This is a genomic window from Chitinophaga arvensicola (assembly GCF_900110835.1).
Lineage (GTDB): Bacteria > Bacteroidota > Bacteroidia > Chitinophagales > Chitinophagaceae > Chitinophaga > Chitinophaga arvensicola.
In genome coordinates this window covers 1,421,236-1,446,557 of the sequence record NZ_FOJG01000001.1, presented here as the reverse complement: position 1 = coordinate 1,446,557, position 25,322 = coordinate 1,421,236, and the positions used below count along the sequence as shown (strand labels likewise).

At 47.1% G+C, this 25,322-nt stretch carries 17 protein-coding genes; 11 read left to right on the top strand and 6 right to left on the bottom strand.

The genetic code is table 11. The features are described 5' to 3' along the window. The first annotated feature begins 23 nt into the window (after positions 1-23). Positions 24-1,307 (top strand): UDP-N-acetylmuramoyl-tripeptide--D-alanyl-D-alanine ligase, encoded by a 1,284-nt coding sequence (locus tag BMW79_RS06170; protein WP_089891945.1) that lies wholly within the window; start codon positions 24-26, stop codon positions 1,305-1,307. Between the two features lie 119 nt (positions 1,308-1,426). Next, positions 1,427-4,777: a TonB-dependent receptor gene (locus BMW79_RS06165; protein ID WP_245752395.1), complete on the top strand. Its 3,351-nt coding sequence runs from the start codon at positions 1,427-1,429 to the stop codon at positions 4,775-4,777. Positions 4,778-5,488: 711 nt separating this feature from the next. Here BMW79_RS06165 and mce read toward each other — a convergent pair. After that, the gene (mce, locus tag BMW79_RS06160; protein WP_089891942.1) at positions 5,489-5,890 is read right to left on the bottom strand and encodes a methylmalonyl-CoA epimerase; all 402 of its coding nucleotides are present in this window, start codon (positions 5,888-5,890) and stop codon (positions 5,489-5,491) included. A gap of 129 nt (positions 5,891-6,019) precedes the next feature. On the opposite strand from mce, the gene BMW79_RS06155 reads away from it, so the two are divergent. The 8 genes from BMW79_RS06155 (at position 6,020) to BMW79_RS06120 (ending at position 18,620) form a co-directional block, all read left to right on the top strand. Further along, entirely contained in the window at positions 6,020-7,216 is a 1,197-nt protein-coding gene (locus BMW79_RS06155) for an IscS subfamily cysteine desulfurase (RefSeq protein WP_089891939.1), read from the top strand. Positions 7,217-7,404: 188 nt separating this feature from the next. After that, positions 7,405-8,145 (top strand): gliding motility-associated ABC transporter permease subunit GldF, encoded by a 741-nt coding sequence (gldF, locus tag BMW79_RS06150; protein WP_089891937.1) that lies wholly within the window; start codon positions 7,405-7,407, stop codon positions 8,143-8,145. Between the two features lie 21 nt (positions 8,146-8,166). Next, positions 8,167-9,870, top strand: a complete 1,704-nt coding sequence (gene gldG / locus BMW79_RS06145) for a gliding motility-associated ABC transporter substrate-binding protein GldG (RefSeq protein ID WP_089891934.1) — start codon at positions 8,167-8,169, stop codon at positions 9,868-9,870. 125 nt (positions 9,871-9,995) lie between these two features. Further along, entirely contained in the window at positions 9,996-10,949 is a 954-nt protein-coding gene (locus BMW79_RS06140; RefSeq protein WP_089891931.1) for a TerC/Alx family metal homeostasis membrane protein, read from the top strand. Positions 10,950-11,006: 57 nt separating this feature from the next. Then, a complete protein-coding gene (locus BMW79_RS06135; RefSeq protein WP_089896796.1) occupies positions 11,007-13,511 on the top strand; it encodes a bifunctional UDP-N-acetylmuramoyl-tripeptide:D-alanyl-D-alanine ligase/alanine racemase in 2,505 nt (834 codons plus the stop codon). Positions 13,512-13,571: 60 nt separating this feature from the next. Then, complete coding sequence (locus BMW79_RS06130) at positions 13,572-14,228, top strand: lipoprotein signal peptidase (RefSeq protein WP_089891928.1); 657 nt, start codon at positions 13,572-13,574, stop codon at positions 14,226-14,228. 528 nt (positions 14,229-14,756) lie between these two features. Then, positions 14,757-17,618: a TonB-dependent receptor gene (locus BMW79_RS06125; RefSeq protein WP_089891925.1), complete on the top strand. Its 2,862-nt coding sequence runs from the start codon at positions 14,757-14,759 to the stop codon at positions 17,616-17,618. A 72-nt stretch (positions 17,619-17,690) separates the two neighbouring features. Beyond that, positions 17,691-18,620: a sulfite exporter TauE/SafE family protein gene (locus BMW79_RS06120; protein WP_089891922.1), complete on the top strand. Its 930-nt coding sequence runs from the start codon at positions 17,691-17,693 to the stop codon at positions 18,618-18,620. Here BMW79_RS06120 and BMW79_RS06115 read toward each other — a convergent pair. The 5 genes from BMW79_RS06115 to BMW79_RS06095 form a co-directional block, all read right to left on the bottom strand. Further along, the gene (locus BMW79_RS06115) at positions 18,603-19,592 is read right to left on the bottom strand and encodes a 2-hydroxyacid dehydrogenase (protein ID WP_089891919.1); all 990 of its coding nucleotides are present in this window, start codon (positions 19,590-19,592) and stop codon (positions 18,603-18,605) included. The genes BMW79_RS06120 and BMW79_RS06115 overlap by 18 nt on opposite strands. A gap of 89 nt (positions 19,593-19,681) precedes the next feature. Next, positions 19,682-21,082: a class II fumarate hydratase gene (gene fumC / locus BMW79_RS06110; RefSeq protein WP_089891916.1), complete on the bottom strand. Its 1,401-nt coding sequence runs from the start codon at positions 21,080-21,082 to the stop codon at positions 19,682-19,684. 52 nt (positions 21,083-21,134) lie between these two features. Continuing rightward, on the bottom strand, positions 21,135-21,911 hold the full coding sequence (locus tag BMW79_RS06105; RefSeq protein WP_089891913.1) for an enoyl-CoA hydratase/isomerase family protein: 777 nt from the start codon (positions 21,909-21,911) through the stop codon (positions 21,135-21,137). A 177-nt stretch (positions 21,912-22,088) separates the two neighbouring features. Continuing rightward, positions 22,089-22,925, bottom strand: coding sequence for a hypothetical protein (locus tag BMW79_RS06100; RefSeq protein ID WP_089891909.1), 837 nt, complete (start codon positions 22,923-22,925; stop codon positions 22,089-22,091). A 91-nt stretch (positions 22,926-23,016) separates the two neighbouring features. Then, complete coding sequence (locus BMW79_RS06095) at positions 23,017-23,436, bottom strand: cobalamin B12-binding domain-containing protein (RefSeq protein ID WP_089891906.1); 420 nt, start codon at positions 23,434-23,436, stop codon at positions 23,017-23,019. Between the two features lie 93 nt (positions 23,437-23,529). Between BMW79_RS06095 and BMW79_RS06090 the strand changes: the two genes are divergently transcribed. Then, entirely contained in the window at positions 23,530-25,200 is a 1,671-nt protein-coding gene (locus BMW79_RS06090) for a glutamine--tRNA ligase/YqeY domain fusion protein (RefSeq protein ID WP_177192061.1), read from the top strand. Positions 25,201-25,322: the final 122 nt, after the last annotated feature.

Here is a 25,322-nt window from a genome sequence, read left to right as displayed (position 1 = left end):
TTTGCATCAAATAAGAACTGACCGTGAATATTGAACAACTATACAGCATCTACGAGCAACACCGCTCTGTGCAAACAGATACCCGCAAGCTGAAAGCCAATGATATTTTCTTTGCCCTCAAAGGAGGCAACTTCAATGGAAATGAGTTTGCCGCCAAAGCATTGGAAATGGGCGCCGCATTTGCCGTGGTAGATGAAGCCGCTTACTTCACTGTGCCCGACAAAATGATGCTGGTAGATGATGCCCTCACCGCCTTACAACAACTGGCGTTACATCACCGCCGGCAGTTAAATATTCCGTTTCTCGCCATCACCGGTACTAACGGTAAAACCACTACGAAAGAACTGATCAATGCCGCCCTCTCAGCCGGGCTGAAAACATACGCCACCGCCGGCAACCTCAACAACCATATCGGGGTTCCTCTTACTATTTTAAGTATCCTGCCGGATGTGGAAATAGCAGTAATAGAAATGGGCGCCAACCACCAACTGGAAATAGCCGCCTATTGCCAGATCGCCCTGCCTACCCATGGTATTATCACCAACATCGGAAAGGCTCACCTGGAAGGCTTTGGCAGCGAAGAAGGTGTGAAGAAGGCCAAAGGAGAACTCTATGATTTTCTGCGGGATAATAACGGTACCGTGTTCGTGTGCAACGACTACGGCTACCTGCTCGATATGGCCAAAGGCATCCCCCATATTATTACCTATGGCAGCAGCGACGCCGACTATGTAGGTGAAGCCCTGGCAGACAGCGCTTTCCTCGCCGTTGAAGTAAGAGGCAACAGCCAGGTAGGATTTATTCAGACACAACTGGTAGGCGCCTACAATTTCCCGAATGTAATGGCCGCAGTTGCAGTAGCCACCTACTTCCAGGTGCCTGAAAAAGATATTGCCCCTGCCATCGCACATTATGCACCCTCCAATAACCGCTCACAGGTAATACGGCAAGGAAGCAATACCATTATCATGGATGCCTATAATGCCAATCCATCCAGCATGAGAGCCGCCATCGAAAACTTTGCCGGCATCCAGGCGCCTAAAAAGATCCTGCTGCTGGGTGCTATGATGGAACTGGGTGCGGACAGCCTTAAAGAACACCAGGAACTCGTTCACTTACTGGAACGCACACACTGGGATGCAGTTGTGTTAGTGGGCGGCGATTTCAAAAAAGTAAACCACCCTTATATCTTCCTGGAAAATGCTGCTGAAGCCGGTAAATGGCTGCAACAACAGCAATACCAGGATGCTTACATTCTCATTAAAGGATCCAGAACCACCGGCATGGAAAAAGTAATTGCCGGATAAAAATCACCACTCAGCGATTCAGATCAGGTATTGTTCAAAATATTTGTTAACGATTTCATAATTGTATTATTTTTAATACTTCAATCTGTCATTTGAACTTTACCAAAATCTGAATCGCAATGCACAAAAAAATTTGGCGTAACCTCATCAGTATGCTTTGTTGTGTACTGATTTTCCCTGCAGCCCTGTTTGCCCAGGAAACCACCGCCGATATCGCCGGCACTATCGGTAGCAAAGAAGGCCCTGTTCCCGGCGCAAGTATCGTAGCCACACACGTGCCCACCGGCACAAAGTACAGCACCGTTTCACGCAAAGACGGACGTTACAATTTACCCAATCTCCGTATCGGAGGCCCCTATGTCATCTCCGTTTCGTACATCGGTTTTAAAGATGAAAAACGCGACAATATTTTCCTGTCGCTCGGCCAGGACTTCAAAGCAGACATCAACCTGCAGGCAAGTACCAGCAACCTCACAGAAATTGTAGTTACTTCCGTTGCGCAGAACAAAGTGATCAACCGCGCACGTACCGGTAGCCAGGAAGTGATTACCCGTTCACAAATGGACCGCCTGCCTACCATCAGCAGATCTATGCAGGATTTTACCAAACTCACACCTTCTGCCAATGGCCTGAATATCGGCGGCAGAAGCAACCAGTTAAACAACATCACTGTCGATGGCGCCAACTTCAACAACTCATTTGGATTGCAGGCTACACTCGGCTCACAGACTGCTTCTCAGCCCATCAGCCTTGAAGCGCTGGAACAGATCCAGGTAAACGTCTCTCCCTACGACGTAAGACAAGGCGGCTTCTCCGGCGCCGGTATCAACAGCGTTACCAAAAGCGGTACCAACACTTTTAAAGGAGCCGTTTATACTTACATTCAAACACCCGGATTGCAAGGGCTGAAAGTGGGTAATGCTACTGTTCCGAAACCTGATTTTAATTACAATCTCCGTGGCTTCAATGTAGGCGGCGCTATCATCCCCAGCAAACTGTTCTTCTTTATCAGCGCAGAACAGGAAAGGATCAAAGCCCCTGCTACCAGTCTTGTTGCCAACAAACCCGGTAACGTAGCCGGTGGAAACGTTTCACAGGCCGTAGCCGATACACTGGATGCGCTGAAACAATTCCTGATGAGTAAATACGGCTATAACCCTGGTGATTACCAGAATTATACTTACCGTACACAAAGCGATAAAGTAACTTTTAAAGTTGACTGGAACGTAAACGATCACAACACCTTTACTTTCAAATACAGCTACCTGAAATCGTTTAAAGACATTCCTGCCAGCAACAGCGGTGCACCCGGTGGCGGTGCGGTGGGAAGCGGCCGCCAGCCCAGTGCTACAGGCCTTCCTTTCAGCGGAAGCGGCTATACGATCAACAACAATTTCAACATCTTTATTGCAGAACTGAATACCCGTATCGGCAACCGCGCTTCCAATAAATTACAAATCGGTTACTCCGCTATGCGCGATTTCAGAGCGGCTTTATCAGCAGGCAATTTCCCGCTCGTGGATATCATGAACGGACAAGGCGCCAGCTATACTGCATTTGGATATGAGCCATTTACTTACAACAACAAGCTCAATACCAATGTGTACCAGTTCTCCGATATTTTTACCATGTATAAGGGTAAACATGAAATAACCATCGGAACACAGAACTATTACAAAACATTCCTGAATGGTTTTGCGCCGAACTACAACGGGAACTACCGCTTCAACACACTGACGGATTTCTATGCCAGTGCCAACAGCGGTGCGCTCACTACTTCCCGCTATGCATTGTCTTATGTAACTACAAAAGACAAAGCCTTCCCGTATGCTAAAATCAATATGCTGGAACTGGGCGCCTTCATACAGGACAAATGGAGTGTGACCAATTTCTTTACACTAACCTATGGTTTACGTGTAGACGTTCCTGTTATAGGTAGCACCTTCGATAAAAATGACTCCCTCGCCGCCCTTACTTTCCGCGATGGTATTAAGGTAGATGTAGGTCGTGCACCTAAAACGACGCCACTGTTATCGCCAAGAATCGGTTTCAACTGGGACATTACACATGATGGAAAAACCCAGCTCCGTGGTGGTGCAGGTTTATTTGCCGGTCCGCCACCAGCGGTATGGATCAGCAATCAGGCTGCCAACAATGGCGTACAGTTTGGCTCATTCACGGCGCAAACCAGTACTACACCGAATGTGCCCACTATTCCTTACCCATTCAACCCGGACCCGAATGCTTATAAAGCAGGACTGGAAGGTGCGTTATCTTACCAATATAATATAGCCGTTACCGATAGAAACTTCAAATATCCGCAGGTATTGAAAGCAACACTGGCGGTAGACCGCCAGTTGCCATGGGGTGTAATTGGTACGTTAGAGTTTAACTACTCCAAAGATATCAATGCGGTGTATTTCCAGAACATCAATCTTCCTGCAACCGGCTTCCAGCTGGATAGCACGCCAGATCACCGTTTGCGCTACAGCTCATCGAAAATTTATGCCGGCAACAGCCTGAGCAATCCGAATATCAGTGATGCTATTCTGATGCGCAACACCAACAAAGGCTATTCTTACTTTGCGACGATCCAGTTACAGAAAAATCTGCCCAACCTTTACCTGAGCGCCGCCTACACTTATAGCAAGGCACGCAGCGTAAATGATGGTGGTACCATTGCGCAGAGCAACTGGCGCGACCGCCCCGTAGCCGGCGATCCCAATGAAAATGTGTTGGGATATTCCAATTATTATATGCCGCACCGTGTAGTAGCAGCAGCCACTTACCGCTTTACATGGGCCAAACATTTCGCCACTTCTGTGGGTGTGATCTATGAAGCAGCCCCCAGTGTAAATGGTCTTTATAGCGCCACTTCCTATACTTATAACGGCGATGTGAACAACGATGGTTCCGGCGGCAATAACGATCTGATTTATATTCCGAAAACAAAAAACGATATCAAGCTGGTACCGGTAGGTTATGGAGATAAAACCTATAACCCTGCCACCAATGCCGATAAACGCACAGCAGACATTATCTGGAACCAGTTGGATAATTTCATCAAACAGGATAATTACCTGAGCGGCCATCGCGGACAATATGCAGAACGTAACGCGGTAGTATTGCCTTTCGCCAAACGTATGGACCTGAATATTACGCAGGATATCTTTGTTTTCAGTGGCAAGGATAAAACAAAACATACGCTGCGTATCAGTTTCGATATCATCAACTTCGGTAACTTCCTGAATAAGCGCTGGGGTATTTCCAAAATTCCTAACCTGCCTTCTTTCCTGAAGTATGAAGGACAGTACAAAGATCCTTCCGGTAATACTACCAATGCGGCTGCTTATTCATTCCCTTACCTGGATGCTACCAATCAGATCCCTCTTACCAGTTCCTTCCGGGATAATACTGGAACGATATCCCGCTGGCAGGGTCAGCTGGGAATAAGATATATGTTTAACTAAGCTGAGGGATCACCTTCACCTTTTGCTATTAAATATTTCGGGGAGATAGAAGTGGAATGATTCACTTTTATCTCCCCGAATCTTTTTGTCATTTACAGTAAATAAATCGTAATGCTACTGTTGAAAAGCAACGGCTTCTAAAGCGAAATCGTCGCTTACATCTTCCAATAACTTCTCCATAATTTAATCAGTAGCAGCAACAAAACAATCGCCGCAGGCGATCCCTTCGTTAAAATATCTTCGCCATGAAACAATTTATTGAAATAGAGCAGCGTTAATAGAAAGGAAGTAGCCAAATAGTAATTAAACTATCCCACCGAAATAAATTCCCCGATATTTTTTGAAATAAAACCGCTGTTTGTGTAGAAGTGGGCTTAAAAAAAAGACCTGCAAGCTAAAAAACCCGCAGGTGTTCATAACCTATGCCAACTTTAGAGTAATCGTTAGAGCTTAAACTGTTAATAATCTATAAAGCTTAAGTCCTGTAATATTTTGAGTATTGTTCTTTTTTAATTTGTGTGTTTATAGAGATAACGTAATGGAAAATGTATTTGTTCAAAAATTTACAAAATAATTTTGGTCTTACATTTATGCCCTTCTTTCCGGGGTGTTCTTAATTACTTACGGATGCTAAATTCCTTTGGATTGCTAAAATGGAAAAAAAATTAAAAAAAATATTATTATTTATTTTTTAAATATATAAGTAAATGCTTACTTGATCTCCTGACAAATTTCTATCAGAACTCCATTACTGTGCTTAGGATGAAGAAAACAGATCAGTTTATTATCTGCTCCTTTTTTGGGCGTTTCCTGCAATAAAACAAAGCCTTCTTCCTGTAATCTTTTCATTTCCGCGTAAATATCGGTTACCTCAAACGCGATGTGGTGCATACCTTCTCCCTTTTTATCCAGGAACTTCGCGATAGCACTGTCCGGGCCAGTAGCTTCCAGCAACTCGATTTTGGTTTCCCCCTGTTGAAAAAAGGCGGTCTGCACCTGTTCACTGCTCACCTCTTCCTGCTTATAGCAAGGGGTATTCAATAGCTTTTCGAACAGCGGAACGGAAACAGATAATGAGTTAACGGCAATGCCTATATGTTCTACCCTGAGCATGTTTGTATAGTTTATAGTTGCGCGGAATGTAGTATCCACACTGTTTTTCGGAATATCCTCTACCGGTAAAAATAGAACTTATGTTGTAAATTTGCTGGGTTCGGATGTTAATATAAATAGCCAGATAATATGTTACAATTGCCGGTTTACCTGGATAACAATGCCACCACCCCCTGCGACCCCAGGGTGGTAGCAGCCATGTTGCCTTACTTCACGGAAACATTCGGCAATGCGGCCAGCCGCAGTCACCCGTTTGGCTGGGCCGCAGAAGAAGCGGTAGACTATGCCCGTGAACAGGTAGCCCGTCTAATTGGCGCTGAGCCCAAGGAAATGGTATTTACCTCAGGCGCCACCGAAGCGGTAAACCTGGCGCTCAAAGGGGTATACGAAATGTACGCCGGTAAAGGCAATCATATTATCACCGCCCTCACCGAACACAAAGCGGTCCTGGATACCTGCAGGCATCTCGAAAAGATGGGCGCCCGGATCACCTGGCTGCCCGTGAATGCAGAAGGACTCATTGACCTGCAGGAGCTGGAAGCAGCCATCACGCCGCAAACCATCCTTATCAGCCTGATGTATGCCAATAATGAAACCGGCGTTATTTACCCCGTGCAGGCCATCAGCGAGATTGCCAGGAAACACGATGTACTTTTCATGTCCGATGCCACGCAGGCCGTAGGCAAAGTTCCCGTTGATGTGAATAACGACGGCATCGACCTGCTCACCCTCAGCGCCCATAAATTGTATGGCCCCAAAGGAGCAGGCGCCTTATACGTGCGCAGACGCTCCCCCCGTGTACGGCTTACCGCCCAGATCGACGGCGGCGGCCACGAAAGAGGCATGCGCTCCGGTACCCTCAATGTACCCGGCATCGTAGGCCTGGGAAAAGCCGCCGAACTCTGCATGGAAGAAATGACTACTGATACCGCACGCATCCTGCCCCTGCGCAACCAACTGGAACAAGCCCTGCTGGAACTGGAACTATCCTTTTTAAACGGATCCCGCCAGCATCGCCTGCCACATACCTGTAATCTGTCCTTCAAATATGTGGAAAGCGAAGCCCTCATGATGGGCTTCAATAAAAAAATTGCCCTTTCTTCCGGATCGGCATGCACCTCGGCCTCCCTGGAACCCAGTCACGTTCTGAAAGCCATGGGACTAAGCGACGAACTCGCCTATGCCTCCCTCCGCTTCGGACTCGGACGGTTTACCACCGCCGGACAAATAGCATTTACCATCCGGACGATCACGGAAGCGGTTACCCAGCTGAGAAATACCAGCCCCATCTGGGAAATGTATAAAGACGGTGTAGACCTCGGTTAGACGCACTTCTTGCATCCCGACCTTTTATGCAGGCGCCAAGCGGCTCCTGCCCCGGACCAACGCGTTTCCTTCCCCGGATTCCCCCGTCGGCAGCCACGCTGAAACAACCCCATACAATAGCCGGAAAGGTAATAGCGTTTACCCTATATTTGTATCTTTACTAATATCCTAATCCTTACTAACTGTTCATGCTAGCCATCTTTAAGAAAGAGATCAACCAGTTTTTCAGCAGTGTAACGGGCTATGTGGCCATTATACTGTTTTTGCTGGCAAATGGATTATTACTGTTCGTTTTTCCGGAAACCAGTTTACTAGATACGGGATACGCCAACCTGGACCCTCTGTTCAACCTGGCGCCCCTCATTTACCTGTTGCTGATACCTGCTATTACCATGCGTTGCTTCGCAGATGAGTTTAAAACCGGCACCATGGAATTGCTCAGCACCAAACCACTCACCGGCTGGCAGATCGTATTGGGCAAATTCTGGGGCAGCTTACTGATCGTGGCCATTTCCCTCTTACCCACCATTGTATATTACCTGGCAATACAACAATTAAGTGTAGATAACCAACAGCTGGATACCGGCGGTATCATCGGGTCTTATATCGGCTTATTATTACTGGGAGCAGCTTTTACCGCTACAGGTATCTGGTCCTCTTCCCTTACCAATAATGCCATGATTGCTTTTCTCATTGCACTTTTCACGTGTTTTATCTTCTATAATGGCTTCGATGCCCTCAGCCGTATCCCCGCCTTCAGCGGAGGCGCAGATTATTATCTGCAGATGGCCGGGATCAAATTCCATTACACCTCTATGAGCCGTGGTGTATTAGATAGCCGCGATATTGTCTATTTTATCAGTGTGATAGGCCTCATGCTCTATCTCACCAAACTATCCCTCCAAAGAAAACTCTGGCAAAACGGTTAATAACCGTGCTTACTAAATGACATGGCTACACGAAAGAAATACATACAACGTGCAATAGCAGTAGTACTGGTACTCACGGGCATCAATATAGCAGCAGCTTATTTTCATGGCAGATGGGATCTGACAGCAGAGAAAAGATACACGCTCACCGCCAACACCCGGCAAATGCTGCGGAAACTGGATAGCCCGGTGGAAATTGAAGTATTCCTCAAAGGCGACTATCCGGCCAGCTTCCGGCAACTGGCGCAGTCTACCACCGAATTACTGGAGGAATTCCGTGAATATGGCAAACAAAACCTTCGCTTTACTTTCATCAATCCGGGGCAGGGCCTTACGGATTCTGCGCGCATGAAATTTCTCGGTGAACTCACCGCACAGGGCATCATGCCTTTTAACATGAAAGTACAGCAGGAAGCCAACGACGGCTTCGCTGAGAAACTCATTTTCCCCGGCGCACTGGTACATTACAAAGGGAAAACACTGGGCGTGAACCTGCTCAAAAACCAGGGTGGTCAGGATCCCATGCAAACCATGAGCAGCTCGGAAGCATTACTGGAATACCAGTTTGCCTATGCTATCAACAAATTGCAGGAAAAAGAAAAACCACTGGTAGGCTATATGCTGGGCCATGGCGAATCCCTCGGTGCAGAAGTATACGACGCCCTCAGCACGCTACAGGCCAATTACGGCCTGGATACGCTGACGCTTCAATCGGCCACATATATTCCACACGATTTTAATGTGATCCTTTTCGCCAAGCCGCAAAGCGCTTTCACGGATGTGGATAAACTGAAAATAGATCAATACGTCATGAATGGAGGCAAGGTGCTATGGTTTGTGGATGAGTCCAGCGCCAGCATGGATAGTTTACATGAACATCCCTCTTTCTTCGCCATGGACCGTGGTCTGAACCTCGAAGATATGTTTTTCCGTTATGGGGTACGGATCAACCAGGACCTGGTACTGGATCTGCAAAGCGATGTAGTACCGCTGGTGGTAGGAAATGTAGGCAACCGCCCGCAGATTCAGCCAATGCCATTCCCGTTTTTTCCCATGCTGATGCCTACCAAAGCGCATCCTATTGTAAAAAATCTGGATATGGTCCTGAGCCGTTTTGTGAGTTCCATCGATACTATTAAAAATGACGATATCCGGAAAACCATACTGCTCACCTCTTCCAGGAGCAGTCGTACCATGCGGCTACCCGCCCAGATAAGTTGGGAGATCGTAAAAACACAACCCAATCCACGCGAATACCGGCAAAAATACCTGCCGGCGGCGGTGCTGCTGGAAGGAAAGTTTACGTCCCTGTTCCGTCATCGTGAAAACCGCGACGCAGTAGATCCGCTGTTTCACGCATCCGGGCAGCAATTCAAGGAACGGACCGACACCGCCAATAAAATGATTGTGGTAAGCGATGGTGATGTGATGTCTAATGCGGTATCCCGTAAGGAAGGCCCGCTACAGATGGGTATCAACGAATTTAATCCCGGCTTTGCCTTTGCCAATAAAGAATTTTTCCTCAACTGCCTGGAATACCTCTGTGGCAACAGCGGCATCATGGAAGCGCGTAACAAAGAACTGACCCTGCGCTTGCTGGATGGAGAAAAAATCAGGCAGGGAAAAACCAAATGGCAGGTGATCTGCTTCCTGGTACCGGTTGGACTGGTACTGCTGTTTGCAATGGTATTCCAGTTTGTAAGGCAACGTAAATTTACCGAATAGCCGGAACAGCCCTAAGCCACTGGCTTTCAGCGGTTCTGACGGCAGCAGGAGAGGGTTGAAACCAACCTTAAAACAGAAACCTAGCTGCCGTTTTCCTATCTTTGCCACTCCTAAAATGCAATCACATGGGAAAAACAGAAGTAACATATCTGGTATTTTTTATTGTGATCATCCTGGCGTTGATTTTTGATCTGGGCTTTTTTAGTAAGAAAAATAAAAAGACTTCTCTCAAAACAGCGCTTTGGCAAAGCATTTTCTGGGTAGTGTTATCTGTGTTATTTTTTGGATTCATGTGGCTGGAAGACGGCGCTGAGCCGGCCCTCAGCTTTATGAGTGCTTATCTCATGGAGAAATCCCTGTCGATCGATAACATCTTTGTGTTTATACTCATCTTTAGTTTTTTTAAAATAAAAGAAGAATATTATTCACGGGTATTACTGATAGGTATACTGATGGCCATTGGATTCAGGGCTATCTTTATCTGGCTGGGAATTGCGCTCATTCAGAAATTCGAATGGATCTTATATATCTTCGGTGCGTTTCTCATTTACACCGGCATTAAAATGTTCTTCGCCAAAGAAGACGATGAGTTTAAGCCGGAAGAAAATGCGATCTACCGTTTTATGAACAAATACATGCGGGTTACAACAGAAGAGCCCAAAGGCCGATTTGTTATCCGCAAACATAATAAGGCTTATCTCACCACGTTATCACTGGTAGTAGTGATGCTGGCAGTCACAGATATCTTATTTGCGGTGGATTCCATCCCGGCTGTATTTGCCATATCACGCGATCCGATGGTAGTATATACCTCCAATATATTTGCGGTGTTAGGACTACGGTCCTTGTTCTTTTTACTGAGGGGAGCGGTAGATAAATTTGATTATCTGCCCCAGGGTATTGCCATCGTCCTGGTTTTTATTGGAGTGAAAATGCTGGCGGAGTATTTTTTGCATCAGCACAATATTCATATACCGGTATACGTATCATTGATAGTGATCGTTCTATGCCTTGGAGGTTCCATCCTCTATTCTCTTTATCATCAGAGAAAAGAATTACCGGAAGCAAAAGTGAAGTAAAAAGCAGCGCAGACAAGGGTTTTGCAGCTGCTAAGTGATTATTCAAATCTGATAAACGTGTATAACGCAGCAAGTATCAACAAGACTTTGAAAGGGGAATTGTTGCAAGAGACCGGATTTTCTGAAATTGACCATCTTTTATTGGACAGCAGGAAGCTCAGCTTTCCAGAATCATCTCTTTTTATCTCATTGGTTAGCCCGCGGCGCAACGCGCATCAATACATCGAAGAATTGTACCGCAAAGGGGTCAGTAATTTTATCGTGAGTGAACCGGTGCCATTGGAAAAATATCCAAAAGCCAACTTCATCCTCGTAAAAGATACCCTACAGGCATTGCATACCCTGGTTGCCTTTCACCGGCACCAGTTTCATATTCCCGTTATCGGCATCACCGGCAGCAATGGTAAAACCATTGTGAAGGAATGGCTGTACCAGCTACTGGAAAAAGACTACAACATCGTTCGCAGTCCTAAGAGCTACAACTCACAGATAGGGGTACCCTTGTCTGTATGGCAGATGAAACCGGAACACCAGCTGGCTATCTTTGAAGCAGGTATTTCCCAACCTGGCGAAATGGTGAACCTGGAAAAAATCATCCGCCCTACCATCGGTATTTTCACCAACATAGGAGAGGCTCACAGCGAAGGCTTTTTAAATATCCGGCAGAAGATCAACGAAAAGCTGGTCCTGTTTGCCAAGAGCGATATTCTCATTTACTGTAAAGACTACCTCGCCCTCAATGAATGTGTGCTGGCTTTCCACAACCAGGTAGGCAAAAAAGAAAACCAGGAAGGTGGCCCTGAATTATTTTCCTGGTCCAGGAAAACAGATGCCGACCTCCGCGTAACCAGTGTAGATAAACAAGATAACCATACCCGTATAGACGCCCTCTACAAACAGGAACCACTGCACTTCAGCATTCCTTTTGTAGATGAAGGATCTATCGAAAATGCCATTCATTGCGTGGCGCTCATGTTATACCTGGGCAAGGAACAAACCGTGATCCAGCAACGAATGGACCAACTGAGCAATATCGCCATGCGCCTGGAACTGAAACAGGGCATCAATAATTGCTCCGTGATCAACGACAGTTATAACCTGGATCTGGGTTCCCTGACCATTGCACTCGACTTCCTCCAGCAACAGCAGCAACACGCTACCCGCACTGTTATCCTCAGTGATATCCTCCAGAGCGGCAAAAGCGACGCTACCCTGTACGAAGAAGTAGCCGACCTTCTGCAGAAGAAGGGCATCAACAAGTTAATTGCCATCGGTAAAAATATAGGCCGGGAGAAAAAAAGCTTCCAGCAGGTAGAAGGTCTGAAAACACAGTTCTTCACTACTACCGATGAATACATACAACAGTTCAATGCAGACGACTTCCAGAATGAAACCATCCTGGTAAAGGGTTCCCGTATCTTCCAGTTTGAACGTATCGGTAAACTGCTGGAGCAGAAAGCCCATCAGACCATCCTGGAAATCAATCTGACCGCTATTTCCCACAACGTAAAGCTGTACCAGTCGCTGCTAAAGCCGGATACAAAGCTCATGGCCATGGTGAAAGCCTTTTCATATGGCAGCGGAAGTTTTGAGATCGCGAACCTGCTGCAGTTCCATGGTGTAGATTACCTCGCGGTGGCCTATGCAGATGAAGGAGTGGAGCTGAGAAGGGCCGGTATCACTATGCCCATCATGGTGATGAACCCGGAACCCGCCAGCTTTGATGCGATCCTGCACTGGAACCTGGAACCGGAAATTTATTCCATGCAGATCTTACTGCAGTTTATGGAAGAAATTACCGCTGCCGGCAAAACGGAATTCCCCGTTCACATCAAACTCGACACCGGTATGCACCGGCTCGGCTTTGTGAAAAGCGAAATCGCAGAACTGGCGCAGATACTGACTGCCAGTCCGCTGATGAAAGTACAATCCATATTCAGCCACCTGGCTGCCAGTGAAGACCCTGCAAAGGACGCCTTCACCCAGCAACAGGGCCGGTTGTTCTATGATATGAGCCATGAGTTGCAAAAGGCACTGGGCTATACCGTAATACGTCACATCGCCAACAGCGCCGCTATCACCCGTCACCCTGACCTGCAGCTGGACATGGTGCGTCTTGGAATCGGTATGTATGGCATCGACAGCAGCAATGGTATCCAGGACCAGCTTCGTAATGTAAGCACCCTGAAAACCACTGTGGCCCAGTTGAAACACCTGGAGGCAGGCGATACCGTAGGTTATGGCGGTAAATGGGAGGCGAAAGGCCCCGCTGTAACAGCCACTGTACGTATCGGCTATGCTGACGGCTATCCCCGCCGGTTGGGAATGGGCGTAGGAAAGATGCTGATCCGGGGTAAATTGGCCCCCGTAGCAGGTGTAGTAGCCATGGACATGCTGATGCTCGATGTAACCCATATTCCGGACGTTGAAGAAGGGGATGAAGTCATTGTTTTTGGCCAGGATCTTTCTGTACAAGAGCTATCAGCTTGGGCGGACACGATTCCTTATGAAATATTAACAGGAATTTCACAGCGGGTAAAAAGGGTATATTTCCAGGAATAATGATATTGCAGGCTTCGACTTTGAAATAAACTATTATTTTTGATAAAATTTTAATATCAGTTGAAATATCGTCACGTAGTATTTATCGTTATCCTGATCCTGGCTATTGACCAGACATTGAAATTCTGGATCAAAACGCACATGTTCATGCAACAGGAATTTGTGATTTTCCCCAATTGGTTCCGGATTCACTTTATTGAAAATGAAGGAATGGCCTATGGGCTTAAGTTCGGAGGCGACTTTGGAAAAATCCTGTTGACCCTGTTCCGCCTGGTAGCTGTAGTGGTGGGTTTTGTGTATATGAAGAAACTCATTAAAGAAAAATACAGTACCGGCCTGCTGATCTGCGGATCCCTGATCCTGGCAGGAGCAGCTGGTAACCTGATAGATAGTATGTTCTACGGCCTTATTTTCAACGATAGCGTAGGATACGAAGTCGCGAAATTTATGCCCGCCGGCGGTGGTTATGGCAGCTTTTTACACGGTCGCGTGGTAGATATGCTGTATTTCCCTATCTACGAAGGCTATTTGCCTAACTGGGTACCTTTCAAGGGAGGCGATTACTTCGTGTTTTTCCGCCCGGTATTCAACGTGGCAGATGCGGCTATTTCTACCGGTGTAGTGGCCATCCTGCTTTTCCAGAAACGCTTTTTCGGAAGACATATGCAGCCGAAGCCCACAGAACAGCAGCCAGTGGCAAAGGATCATGTAGCTTAATCAACTCTTTTAATATTGACAGGAGCGTCTGCCTTTGGGTAGGCGCTTTTTTATTGCCCATACCCGATGTTGTTTTCGGTGGATAAGGGAAAATATCTGTACAAATACCCGCAAAATTGATCATATTTTCCGAAAAAAAGACAGAACTCACAATTTCAGGCACCCGCACTTTACCTCCCATCCACAGCATTGTATTGAATAACCTCTCCTTAAATCATCTCTTTAAGTAATCATACATCCGGACAGATTTTCCACAAGAAAAAAACCTTGCCCCAAATCGTTCACCCTGAATGGATTAAGTGCGCAACTGCGCCATGAACACCAGTCTTCGGGCAGGCTTTTTCCAATAAATCCCCGCATTTGCTTTGAAATGAAAAATACCCGAATTATATTTGTCTACTAATTCTATAGACTATATGATAATAAATTTTACAAAGCACTCATTTACAGCACGATGTTGAGGCACGACATCGTTTAAAGGTCCCCTTATCAATTTATCACTCCAGAATCTATAATGTTAACAACGCTATGCAAAAGTTCTTACCTATACTGGTTAAATACCTGTTTGCTATTTTGGTATTTAGTCCGGTACTAGTCCACGCTCAACTCAACGGCTCCTATGTAATACAGGGAAAGATTACAGACGACCATGGCAATGCACTGCCAGGGGCCTCCGTGCAGATCAAAGGCACTTCCTTTGGTGCGCAGACAGATACCACCGGCCGGTTTGATGTCACCACCAATTCCAAATTTCCACTGAAACTCGTCATCCGTCTGATCGGTTATCAACCCCAGGAATTTGAAGTAAAAAGCGCCAGCAGCAAACTGGCCATCCAGCTGTATACGCAATCACTGCTCGTAAATGAGGTAGTGGTATCCGCTTCCCGGCAACAGGAAAAACTGCTCCGCTCTCCGGTAGCCATCGAAAAACTGGATATCCGCGCGCTGAAAGAAACACCTTCTTCTACCTTTTATGATGCCCTCGGCAACCTGAAAGGGGTACAGATGACCACCGCCGGTCTTACCTTCAAAGTATTTAACACCCGTGGCTTCAACGTTCCCAACAACTTCCGCTTCATGCAGCTGGTAGATGGTGTGGATAACCAGGCCGCTACCCTCGGTGTACCGCTGGGTAACGCCATCGGACCTACGGAGCTGGACATCTCCAGCGTAGAAGTAACACCCGGCGCCTCTTCTGCCCTCTACGGTATGAACGCCATCAACGGGATGTCTAACCTCATTACCAAAAACCCGTTTCAGTACCAGGGCGTAAGCGTATACCAGAAAGTAGCAGTGAACCACGTAGGCGATGATGGCGGCGCCAAGCTGCTCACCGAAACCGCCGTTCGTTACGCACAGCAATACACCGACTGGTTTGCCTGGAAAATCAACCTGAGCTACATGCAGGGTACCGACTGGTACGCCGATAATCACAGCGATTTTTCCCCGCAATCAAAAGCCAACCCAGATTTTCCACAACTCAGCGGCCCCAATAACATCGCCAATGATGCCTGGAACAAATACGGCGACAACTCCAACCTCTCCGTAATCGACAAGGACGGCCGCGCTTACACCGTACACCGTACCGGTTACTGGGAAAAAGATATTGTGGGCGACTTCACCGTGAAAAATAAAAAAGCCGACGTCTCCTTTAATTTCCGCTTACCCCGCCAACTGGAATTATCCGCTTCCTACCGCTATGGCGAAATGGATGGCTTCTTCCAACGTGGTAATCGTATCGGCCTCAGAGGAGTAACCGTACAAAATGCCAAACTGGAACTGGTACACCCCGACTTCACCGTGAGATCCTATATCTCCATTGAAAACACCGGTGATTCCTACAACATGAACCCGCTGGCAGATAACCTTGAGAAATCATTCAAAACAGATAAAAAATGGCTGGCGGATTATACCACCGGTCTGAACAACGCGCTCACCGCAGGTTCCGACCTCGTTGCCGCACATGCAGCCGCCCGTGCCCTGGCCGATGCCGGCAGATGGACACCCGGTACCGCTGCCTTCGACGCACAGGTCGCAAAAATCAAAAGCATCAACGACTGGGATATCTACCCTACTTCCAAAAATCCTGAAAATACCAGTGGTGGCGCTGCTCTCTTACAAAAAAGCCGCTTCTACCACACAGAAGGTACCTGGAACCTGCGTAAATACATCCACTTCGCAGATGTACTCGTAGGCGCTGATTACCGCACCTACGAAATCATACCTGATGGTAACAACTTCGTGGATTTCTCCCGTCCGGCCGACAAACGCAACAGTCCCGGTGGAAAGAACATCTGGTACGGTAAATATGGTGGCTTCGCACAGATCAGCAAAACTTTCTTCAACGACGCATTAAAGCTCACCGGCTCCCTGCGTTATGATAAAAATGAGCAGTTCTCCGGTAAAGTAAACCCGCGTATTGCCGCTGTTTACAGCATCAAAGACAAACACAACTTCCGCCTGTCCTGGCAGAACGGGTTCCGCTTCCCATCCCTGTTTGAAGCTTACTCCTTCGTAAACAACGGACAGGTAAGGCGTGTAGGTGGACTTGCCTTCATTGAACAAGGCCTCGGCTATTTCAAAAACTCCTTCCTCACCAGCACGGTAGATGCGTTTGGTGTAGCGGTAAATAAAACCATCAATGCAGAACACATCTCCAAAGATGCGGCAGCAGCAAAAAATGCAGGCATACTGAAAGTGGCCAACCTGGATCCCATCGTTCCGGAGCAGATCACGTCCTTTGAAGCTGGCTACAAGGCCGTTCTGCTGGATAACAAACTCTTTATCGACGTAGATGGCTACTATAGCTCCTACAAACACTTCATCGGTCAGATTGAAGCCGTAGTGCCTAAAACCGGTAATGTGAATACGCCGGATCAGTCGGTACTGAACCAGATGCTGGATAAGTCTTTACAGGACCGCTACCGCGTATGGACCAACAGTAAATCAACCGTAAACAACTACGGTTTTGCGGTAGCTGTTACCTATGATCTGTATAAAAACTACACCATCAGCGGCAACGCCAACTACAATAAACTGGCGCAGGATAAAACCAAAGACGATGCGTTAATCCCCGGATTTAACACACCAGACTGGTTTACCAACGTGAGCTTAGGTAACCGCAACGTATTTAAAAATGTGGGTTTCAACGTAGTGTGGCACTGGCAGAATACTTTCTACTGGCAGAACCTCTTTGGTAACGGCGATGTTCCATCCTACAACACCGTGGATGCACAGATCACTTACCGTGTACCAAAAATCAAAACAGCGTTTAAACTGGGTGCGTCCAACATCCTGAATTCAAAATACTTCCAGTATGTGGGTGGTCCTACCATCGGTGGATTATACTACGTATCCATAACATATGACAACGTTTTCAAAAGAAAATAGTTGCTGACACACAGGGGTGCAGCTCGTAAGTTGCATCCCTGTTTTTTTAAACTCACTTAAAATATAACTGACATGACTACACGTACAACAGCCGTTGCAGGCTCCACTACCGCAAAGCCGTCCCCATCCTTTAAATGGTGGCAGATTGCTGTTGTTTCCGTGCTGATCGTCACCTTACTGACAGCGGCTTATTACTACGCCGTACCGGGCGCTGTACAAGCCAATGTACGCACCTTCTTTCACTCTCTGTTCACTACCGAATTACTGTTTTATATCATTGTAGGATTATGCGCGCAACTGGTAGATGGCGCACTGGGCATGGCTTATGGCGCTACATCGTCCTCGCTGTTGCTGGGCCTCGGTGTATCCCCTTCCGTTAGCAGTGCCAGTGTACACGTAGCAGAAGTATTTACCACCGGCGCTTCAGGGTTTGCGCATTTCAAACTGGGCAACGTTAATAAGAAACTATTTTTATGCCTGCTGATACCAGGTATGATCGGCGCTGTTTCAGGCGCCTACCTGTTGTCCGACAAAATAGATGGAGATGTGATCAAACCTTTTATCAGTGCTTACCTGCTGGTACTCGGCATTATCGTGATCCGGAAAGGTATCCAGAAAACAAAAAGAAAAACCAAAACAAAAAGACTGGGACCACTTGCCTTTGTAGGCGGCTTCATGGACGCCATCGGCGGCGGAGGCTGGGGCCCCATTGTTACCTCCACCTTGCTGAGTAAAGGCCGTACCGTACATTATACCATTGGCTCTGTGAATGCGGCAGAGTTTTTCATCTCCCTTTCCAGTGCAGCCACTTTCCTCATCTTCACCGGTATCTCCAGCTGGCAGGTGATTGTAGGATTGGTGATCGGTGGTGTAATTGCTTCTCCCTTTGCCGCGATCTTAGTGCGTAAAATCAAAAGAAAGCCGCTCATGATCATGGTAGGTGTGCTTATTATTATCCTGAGCCTGCGTACTATTATCGCTACATTACTTCACTTCGTTTAGTAACAGTTCCGACTTTTCAAAACTACGTATATTATTCAACGTTACTTCTGCTATCTGCGTGAGCGCCTCCTTTGTAAAGAAGCCCTGATGCGCGGTTACCAGTACATTGGGGAAAGTCGTTAATCTTGATAACACATCATCCTGGATAATACTTCCGGAGAAATTCTGAAAGAACAGGTGTTCTTCCTGTTCGTATACATCAATGCCGAGCGCACCGATATGGCCATTCTTCAAAGCAGCAACTACGGCGGCGGTATCCACTAATCCACCCCGGCTGGTATTGATCAGTACCACGCCCATTTTCATAGAAGCAATAGAATCCGCATTGATCATATGCCGGGTACTTTCCATCAGCGGGCAATGCAGGGAAATTACTTCCGACTGTCCGAAAATCGTATCAAGAGACACGTATTTCACACCGGCTTCCAGCAATTCCTCATTCTCATAAATATCATGGGCGTATACCTTACAACCAAAGCCCAGCATTATTTTACAGAATACAGCGCCGATATTTCCGGTACCCACCACACCGATTGTTTTGCCAAAGAGATCAAAACCTTCCAGTCCGTTCAGGGTGAAGTTGTTGTCACGTACACGGTTATACGCTTTATATATTTTCCGGTTGAGCGCCAGCAGTAAAGCTACGGCATGCTCTGCCACAGCATGCGGCGAATAGGCCGGCACACGTACTACTTTGATGCCCACAGCAGCAGCAGCTTTCAGGTCTACATTATTGAAACCGGCACAACGCAGTGCAATGAGCCGTACGCCTTTCTCATGAAGTATATTGATCACAGCAGCATTCACCTTATCATTTACAAACACACAAACCGCCGTTTCTTCTTTTATCAGCGCCGTATTATCTTCATTCAGCTGCGCCTCCAGGAAACGGAAGCGATGTTCCCCCTGCTGGTTGGCCTGGTTGAAGTAATGAATGTCGTAGGGCTGTGCGCTAAAAAAGAGTATATCCATGATCGTTAGTGTTTATATCTCCTGAAGATAACAAAAAAAAGAGCCCCGTTATTAGCGGGACTCTTTTCTTCCATAAATATTATCTGTTATTACTTGATATCTCCTACCATGTGTGCAGGAACCACCCATTCATCGAATTCAGCCGGGGTTACATAACCCAGTTTCACGGCCATTTCTTTCAGGGTAGTGCCTTCCTTGTGGGCTTTCTGCGCAATTTCAGCTGCTTTGTAGTAGCCAATTTTGGTATTCAGTGCAGTAACCAGCATCAGGGAATTTTCCACATGTTTTTTGATATTGGCTTCGATTGGTTCGATACCTTCTGCGCACTTATCGTTGAAGCTTACGCAACCGTCGCCGATGAGGCGGGCAGAATGCAGGAAGTTGAAGATCATGACAGGTTTAAACACGTTCAGTTCGAAGTGTCCGTTGGAACCGCCAATGCTGATGGCCACGTCGTTACCCATTACCTGGGCAGCAATCATGGTCAGGGCTTCACACTGGGTAGGATTTACTTTACCTGGCATGATAGAAGAACCTGGTTCGTTGTCCGGGATATGAATTTCACCGATACCTGCGCGTGGGCCGGAGCTGAGCATGCGGATATCGTTGGCAATCTTCATTAAACTCACAGCTACCATTTTCAGGGCGCCATGTGCTTCTACGATGGCATCGTGTGCTGCCAGTGCTTCGAATTTATTCTCTGCGGTGATGAAAGGCAATCCGGTTAACAGGGCAATATTTTTCGCCACGTTTTCAGAGTATCCTTTTGGTGTATTGATACCGGTACCTACCGCAGTACCGCCCAGGGCCAGTTCGCTCAGGTGTGCCAGTGAATTGTTGATGGCTTTTAAACCGTGGTTCAGCTGGGCTACATAACCGCTGATTTCCTGTCCGAGTGTCAATGGGGTAGCATCCATGAAGTGGGTGCGGCCAATTTTCACTACGTTCTTATAGTCTGCTGCTTTTTTTGCCAGGGTATCGCGGAGCTTTGTGATGCCCGGGATCGTTACTTCCTGCAACATTTTATAAGCAGCGATGTGCATGGCAGTAGGGAAGGTGTCGTTGGAAGACTGTGACTTGTTCACATCATCGTTCGGGTGAACGAATTTCTCTTTATCCGTCAGCTGGCCGCCATGGATGACGTGAGCGCGGTAAGCTACCACTTCGTTTACGTTCATGTTGGACTGGGTACCGGAACCGGTTTGCCATACCACCAGCGGAAACTGATCGTCCAGTTTACCTTCCAGGATTTCATCGCAAACCTGACCAATCAGATCACTCTTTTCTTTTGGCAGTACACCCGCTTCGAGGTTGGTGATAGCTGCCGCTTTCTTCAGGTATGCAAATGCCTTGATAATTTCCTTCGGCATCTTGTTGATATCCTGTGCGATCTTGAAATTTTCAATGGAGCGCTGTGTTTGAGCGCCATAATAGGCATTTACAGGCACTTTCACCTCGCCCATTGTGTCTTTCTCTATTCTGAATTCCATGACTTAAACTTTTAAGGCTACAAAAGTACGGCATTACGGTCTGGGCAGCAAGCTATTCCCCGGTAAAGTTTGGGGCTCTTTTCTGTACAAAGGCTGCTGCGCCTTCCTGCAGATCTTTTGTGGCAAAGCAGGCGCCGAACTCCTTCAGTTCCAGTTCAAAACCGTCCTGGTCCTTATCGGTGGCGGCATTCGCGCATTTAATCACACGTGCAATCGCCAATGGCGCCTTTGTTTTTATTTTTTGTAAGATGGCAATGGCTTTGGGCAGCAATTCTTCGGGCTTCAGCACATGGTTTACCAGCCCCCATGCCTGTGCCTCTGTGGCGTTGATCATATCTCCCGTCATCATCAGTTCCAGGGCTTTGCCTTTTCCTATGAGCTGGGTGAGGCGTTGGGTACCACCATATCCCGGGATCAGTCCGAGGTTTACTTCCGGCTGACCGAATTTTGCATTATCGCTGGCGATCCGGAAATGACAGGCCATCGCCAGTTCGCAGCCCCCGCCCAGTGCAAAGCCATTAACAGCCGCAATGATAGGTTTCGGACTGCTTTCTATCCGCTGGAAAATCACGTGGCCTTTCTTGGCCAGTTCTTCTCCCTGTTTATCTGATAAAGTAAGGAACTCACTGATGTCTGCACCCGCTACAAACGCTTTTTCACCTGCACCGGTGATAATGGCGCCTTTAATGTCGCGGTTACTGTATATTTCATCTACTGCCAGTGCCAGATCAGCCAGTACCTGCTGGTTGAGGGCGTTCATCTTTTCCGGACGGTTGATGGTAATAGTGAGAATACCATTTTCCAATTGTGTGCTTAACGTCTGATACATGAGCCGTATTTTAGTTTACCAATATTAAGCAATATTCAATAACCTAACGAATCAGCCCGATAGCAGGCGCCGGCTGCCTACCCTCTGCGGCTATCATGCAGTGCGGGAAACGATTACAAAAAAACCGTAGCCAGAAAAGATCTGCTACGGTTCATTTAAATATGCGGGATATGCCCGTTAGTAATTTACCTCAAACTCTGCTTTGCCACTTTTCATCTTCATATAGTGTCTTTTTTTCTTCACTTTAAAATAGTCCACGCCGCTGAAATTATATCCCAGGGTCACAAATACCAGGTTGGCTTCGAGGTTCCGGTTGGGATATACGGCATTGCCGCTTTTATCTTTTGTTTTAAAGTCGGGGTTAAAGAAGTTCTGCGGGTAATACTGCACTTTCAGACCAAAGCCCGGGTTGAACCGGAAACCGGCAAAGAGGGAAGGCATCAGCAGGGGAGTGCGGTCGCTGAACCATTCATTGAACTTATGGACCTTGTCCCCATCTACAAATTGTTTCTCTTTATAGTTAAAAGCCAGGTCTATTTCGCCACCGGCAAAGAAGAAGAGGCTGCCGGAGCTGAGATCTCCTAATTTGAAACCCACCGGCACTCCAAGGGTATACACGCGCTGCTTGAGCTTCAGTGAATCAGCAGGTTTAGAGATCAGCCCTATGTTTTTGAGGTTGATCCCTGTGAAAATCCCGAAGTTTTTGGAAAAATCCTTGTTGAAGTTACTTCCTATGTTAAAAAAGAGGGTAAAGCGGGGGATATTGCGCATATGCTCTCCATTCTCTTTCATAGATGCGAACGACAGCAGGGGGCCATCACCACCGTGTGTTACGTATACCCCTTCCCGGTGCTTGGGGTATTTACCAAAAATGATGGAAAAAACCGTTTTTTCTTCCCTGACCGTGGAATCAGGAGCAGAAGAATTATTGGTAGAATCTTTTTTATCCTGGGCAATTACAGTACAGCACAGCGTCAGCATTAACAGGCAAAGCGGGAGTAACTTACATTTCATAAAACGGGTATTATGGTTTTTTAGATTCGGTGGACTATTTCCACTAAAGACGAGCCGGTTTAAGAAATGTTACGTGGATATATAAATATTTTTAAAAATTTCTGTGAGCGGCCACCCAGTCTGTGATATAGCTGGAAATATCTTTGGTATTGGTACCGGGAGGGAACAATTTACCCACTCCCATTTCCTGCAGGCTTTCCATATCTTCATCGGGGATGATACCGCCACCTGTCAGCAGCACATCGTTCATCCCTTTTTCCTTCATCTGGGCAATGATCTTGGGGAATACGGTCATATGGGCGCCAGACAGGATACTGATACCGATAGCGTCCACATCTTCCTGCAGCGCGGCATTGACCACCATTTCGGGCGTTTGACGGAGGCCGGTGTAAATAACTTCCATACCGGCATCCCGGAGGGCGGCAGCAATTACTTTTGCGCCACGATCATGACCATCCAGGCCCACTTTGGCTACCAATACACGAACAGGACGATTTAACGGGTTGACCATACCATTATCATATTAAGGAAGTAAATGTACGAAAAAGCAGAAAGCTTAAGCTCTCGGCTTTTTTGTACATTTGCCGTCCAAGATAAAATCATTATGAGCGAAGAAAGATCCCTCAATTTTATAGAACAAATTGTTGAAGAAGACATAGCGAATGGCGTTAATGACGGCCGGGTACTGACCCGTTTTCCGCCAGAACCCAATGGCTACCTGCATATAGGCCATGCTAAATCCATTGCGTTGAACTTTGGATTAGCCCAGAAATACAATGGGAAAACCAATCTCCGCTTCGATGATACCAACCCGGTAACTGAGGATACAGAATACGTGGAATCCATTAAAGAAGATATCCGCTGGCTGGGATTCGAGTGGGAAAAGGAATTATATGCCTCCGATTATTTTGAGCAACTCTACGCTTTTGCCGTAAAATTGATAGAAAAAGGACTGGCTTACGTGGAAGACGCCAGTGCCGATGAAATTGCCGCTGCCAAAGGTACACCTACCGTACCGGGTACACCCACTCCGGCCAGAAGCCGCACCGTTGCGGAAAACCTGGACCTGTTTGACCGTATGCGCAAAGGCGAATTCAAGGATGGCGAAAAAACCCTCCGTGCCAAAGCAGACCTGGCCTCGCCCAATATGCACATGCGCGACCCCCTCATGTATCGTATCAAACATGCTCACCACCACCGTACCGGCGACAAATGGTGCATTTACCCGATGTACGATTTTGCTCACGGGCAAAGTGACAGCATCGAACATATCACCCATTCTATCTGTACGCTGGAATTTATTCCCCACCGCGCACTGTACGACTGGTTTATTAAAGAACTGGACATCTTCCCAAGCCACCAGTACGAGTTTGCCCGTTTAAACCTGACCTATACGGTCATGAGTAAACGAAAACTGAAACAACTGGTGGAAGAAGGTCATGTAAACGGCTGGGATGATCCCCGGATGCCTACTATCAGTGGTTTACGCCGCCGTGGCTACACCCCTGCCAGTATCCGCCAGCTTTGCGAACGTGTAGGCGTGCAAAAACGCGATAACATGATCGAATTAAGCCTGCTGGAATTCTGTATCCGTGAAGAACTGAACAGAACCGCCAACCGCGTAATGGCCGTACTGGACCCGGTAAAGCTGGTGATCACCAACTACCCAGAAGGACAGGTAGAAGAAATGACTGCCGACAACAATCCGGAAGATGAAAACGCCGGTTCCCGTACCCTGCATTTCAGCAATACGCTTTACATTGAGCGGGAAGACTTCATGGAAAATCCTCCTAAAAAATTCTTCCGCCTCGGACCTGGTAACATGGTGCGTTTAAAGAATGCCTATATCATCAAGGGCGAAAGCTTTGATAAAGATGCAGATGGTAATATTACCACCATCTACGCTACTTACCTGCCTGAAAGCAAGAGTGGTGGCGACCAGAGCGGCTTAACGGTAAAAGGAACCATTCACTGGGTAAGCGCTGAACATGCGGCCACCGCTGAAGTACGGATCTACGACCGTCTGTTCACCGCAGAAAATCCACAGGCAGAAGAGGCCGATTTTACCACCTTCATCAACCCGGATTCACTGCAGGTGATTAAAGAAGCATTCGTAGAACCTGGCCTGTTGCAGGCTAAACCGGGAGAACGCTTCCAGTTCCTGCGCAAAGGATATTTTGTAGTGGATGCCGATAGCACCGCCGATAAAGTAGTGTTCAACAGAACGGTTACGCTGAAAGACGCCTGGGCGAAAGAAAGCGCAAAAGGTAAATAAACTGTTTTCAATACCATGAAGGCCGGACAGTAACTGTCCGGCCTTCCTTTTTTATAGTACTAAAAACGATAAAGGCTAAACGGGGATGACCCGTTTAGCCTTTATCTATATAACAACTAACA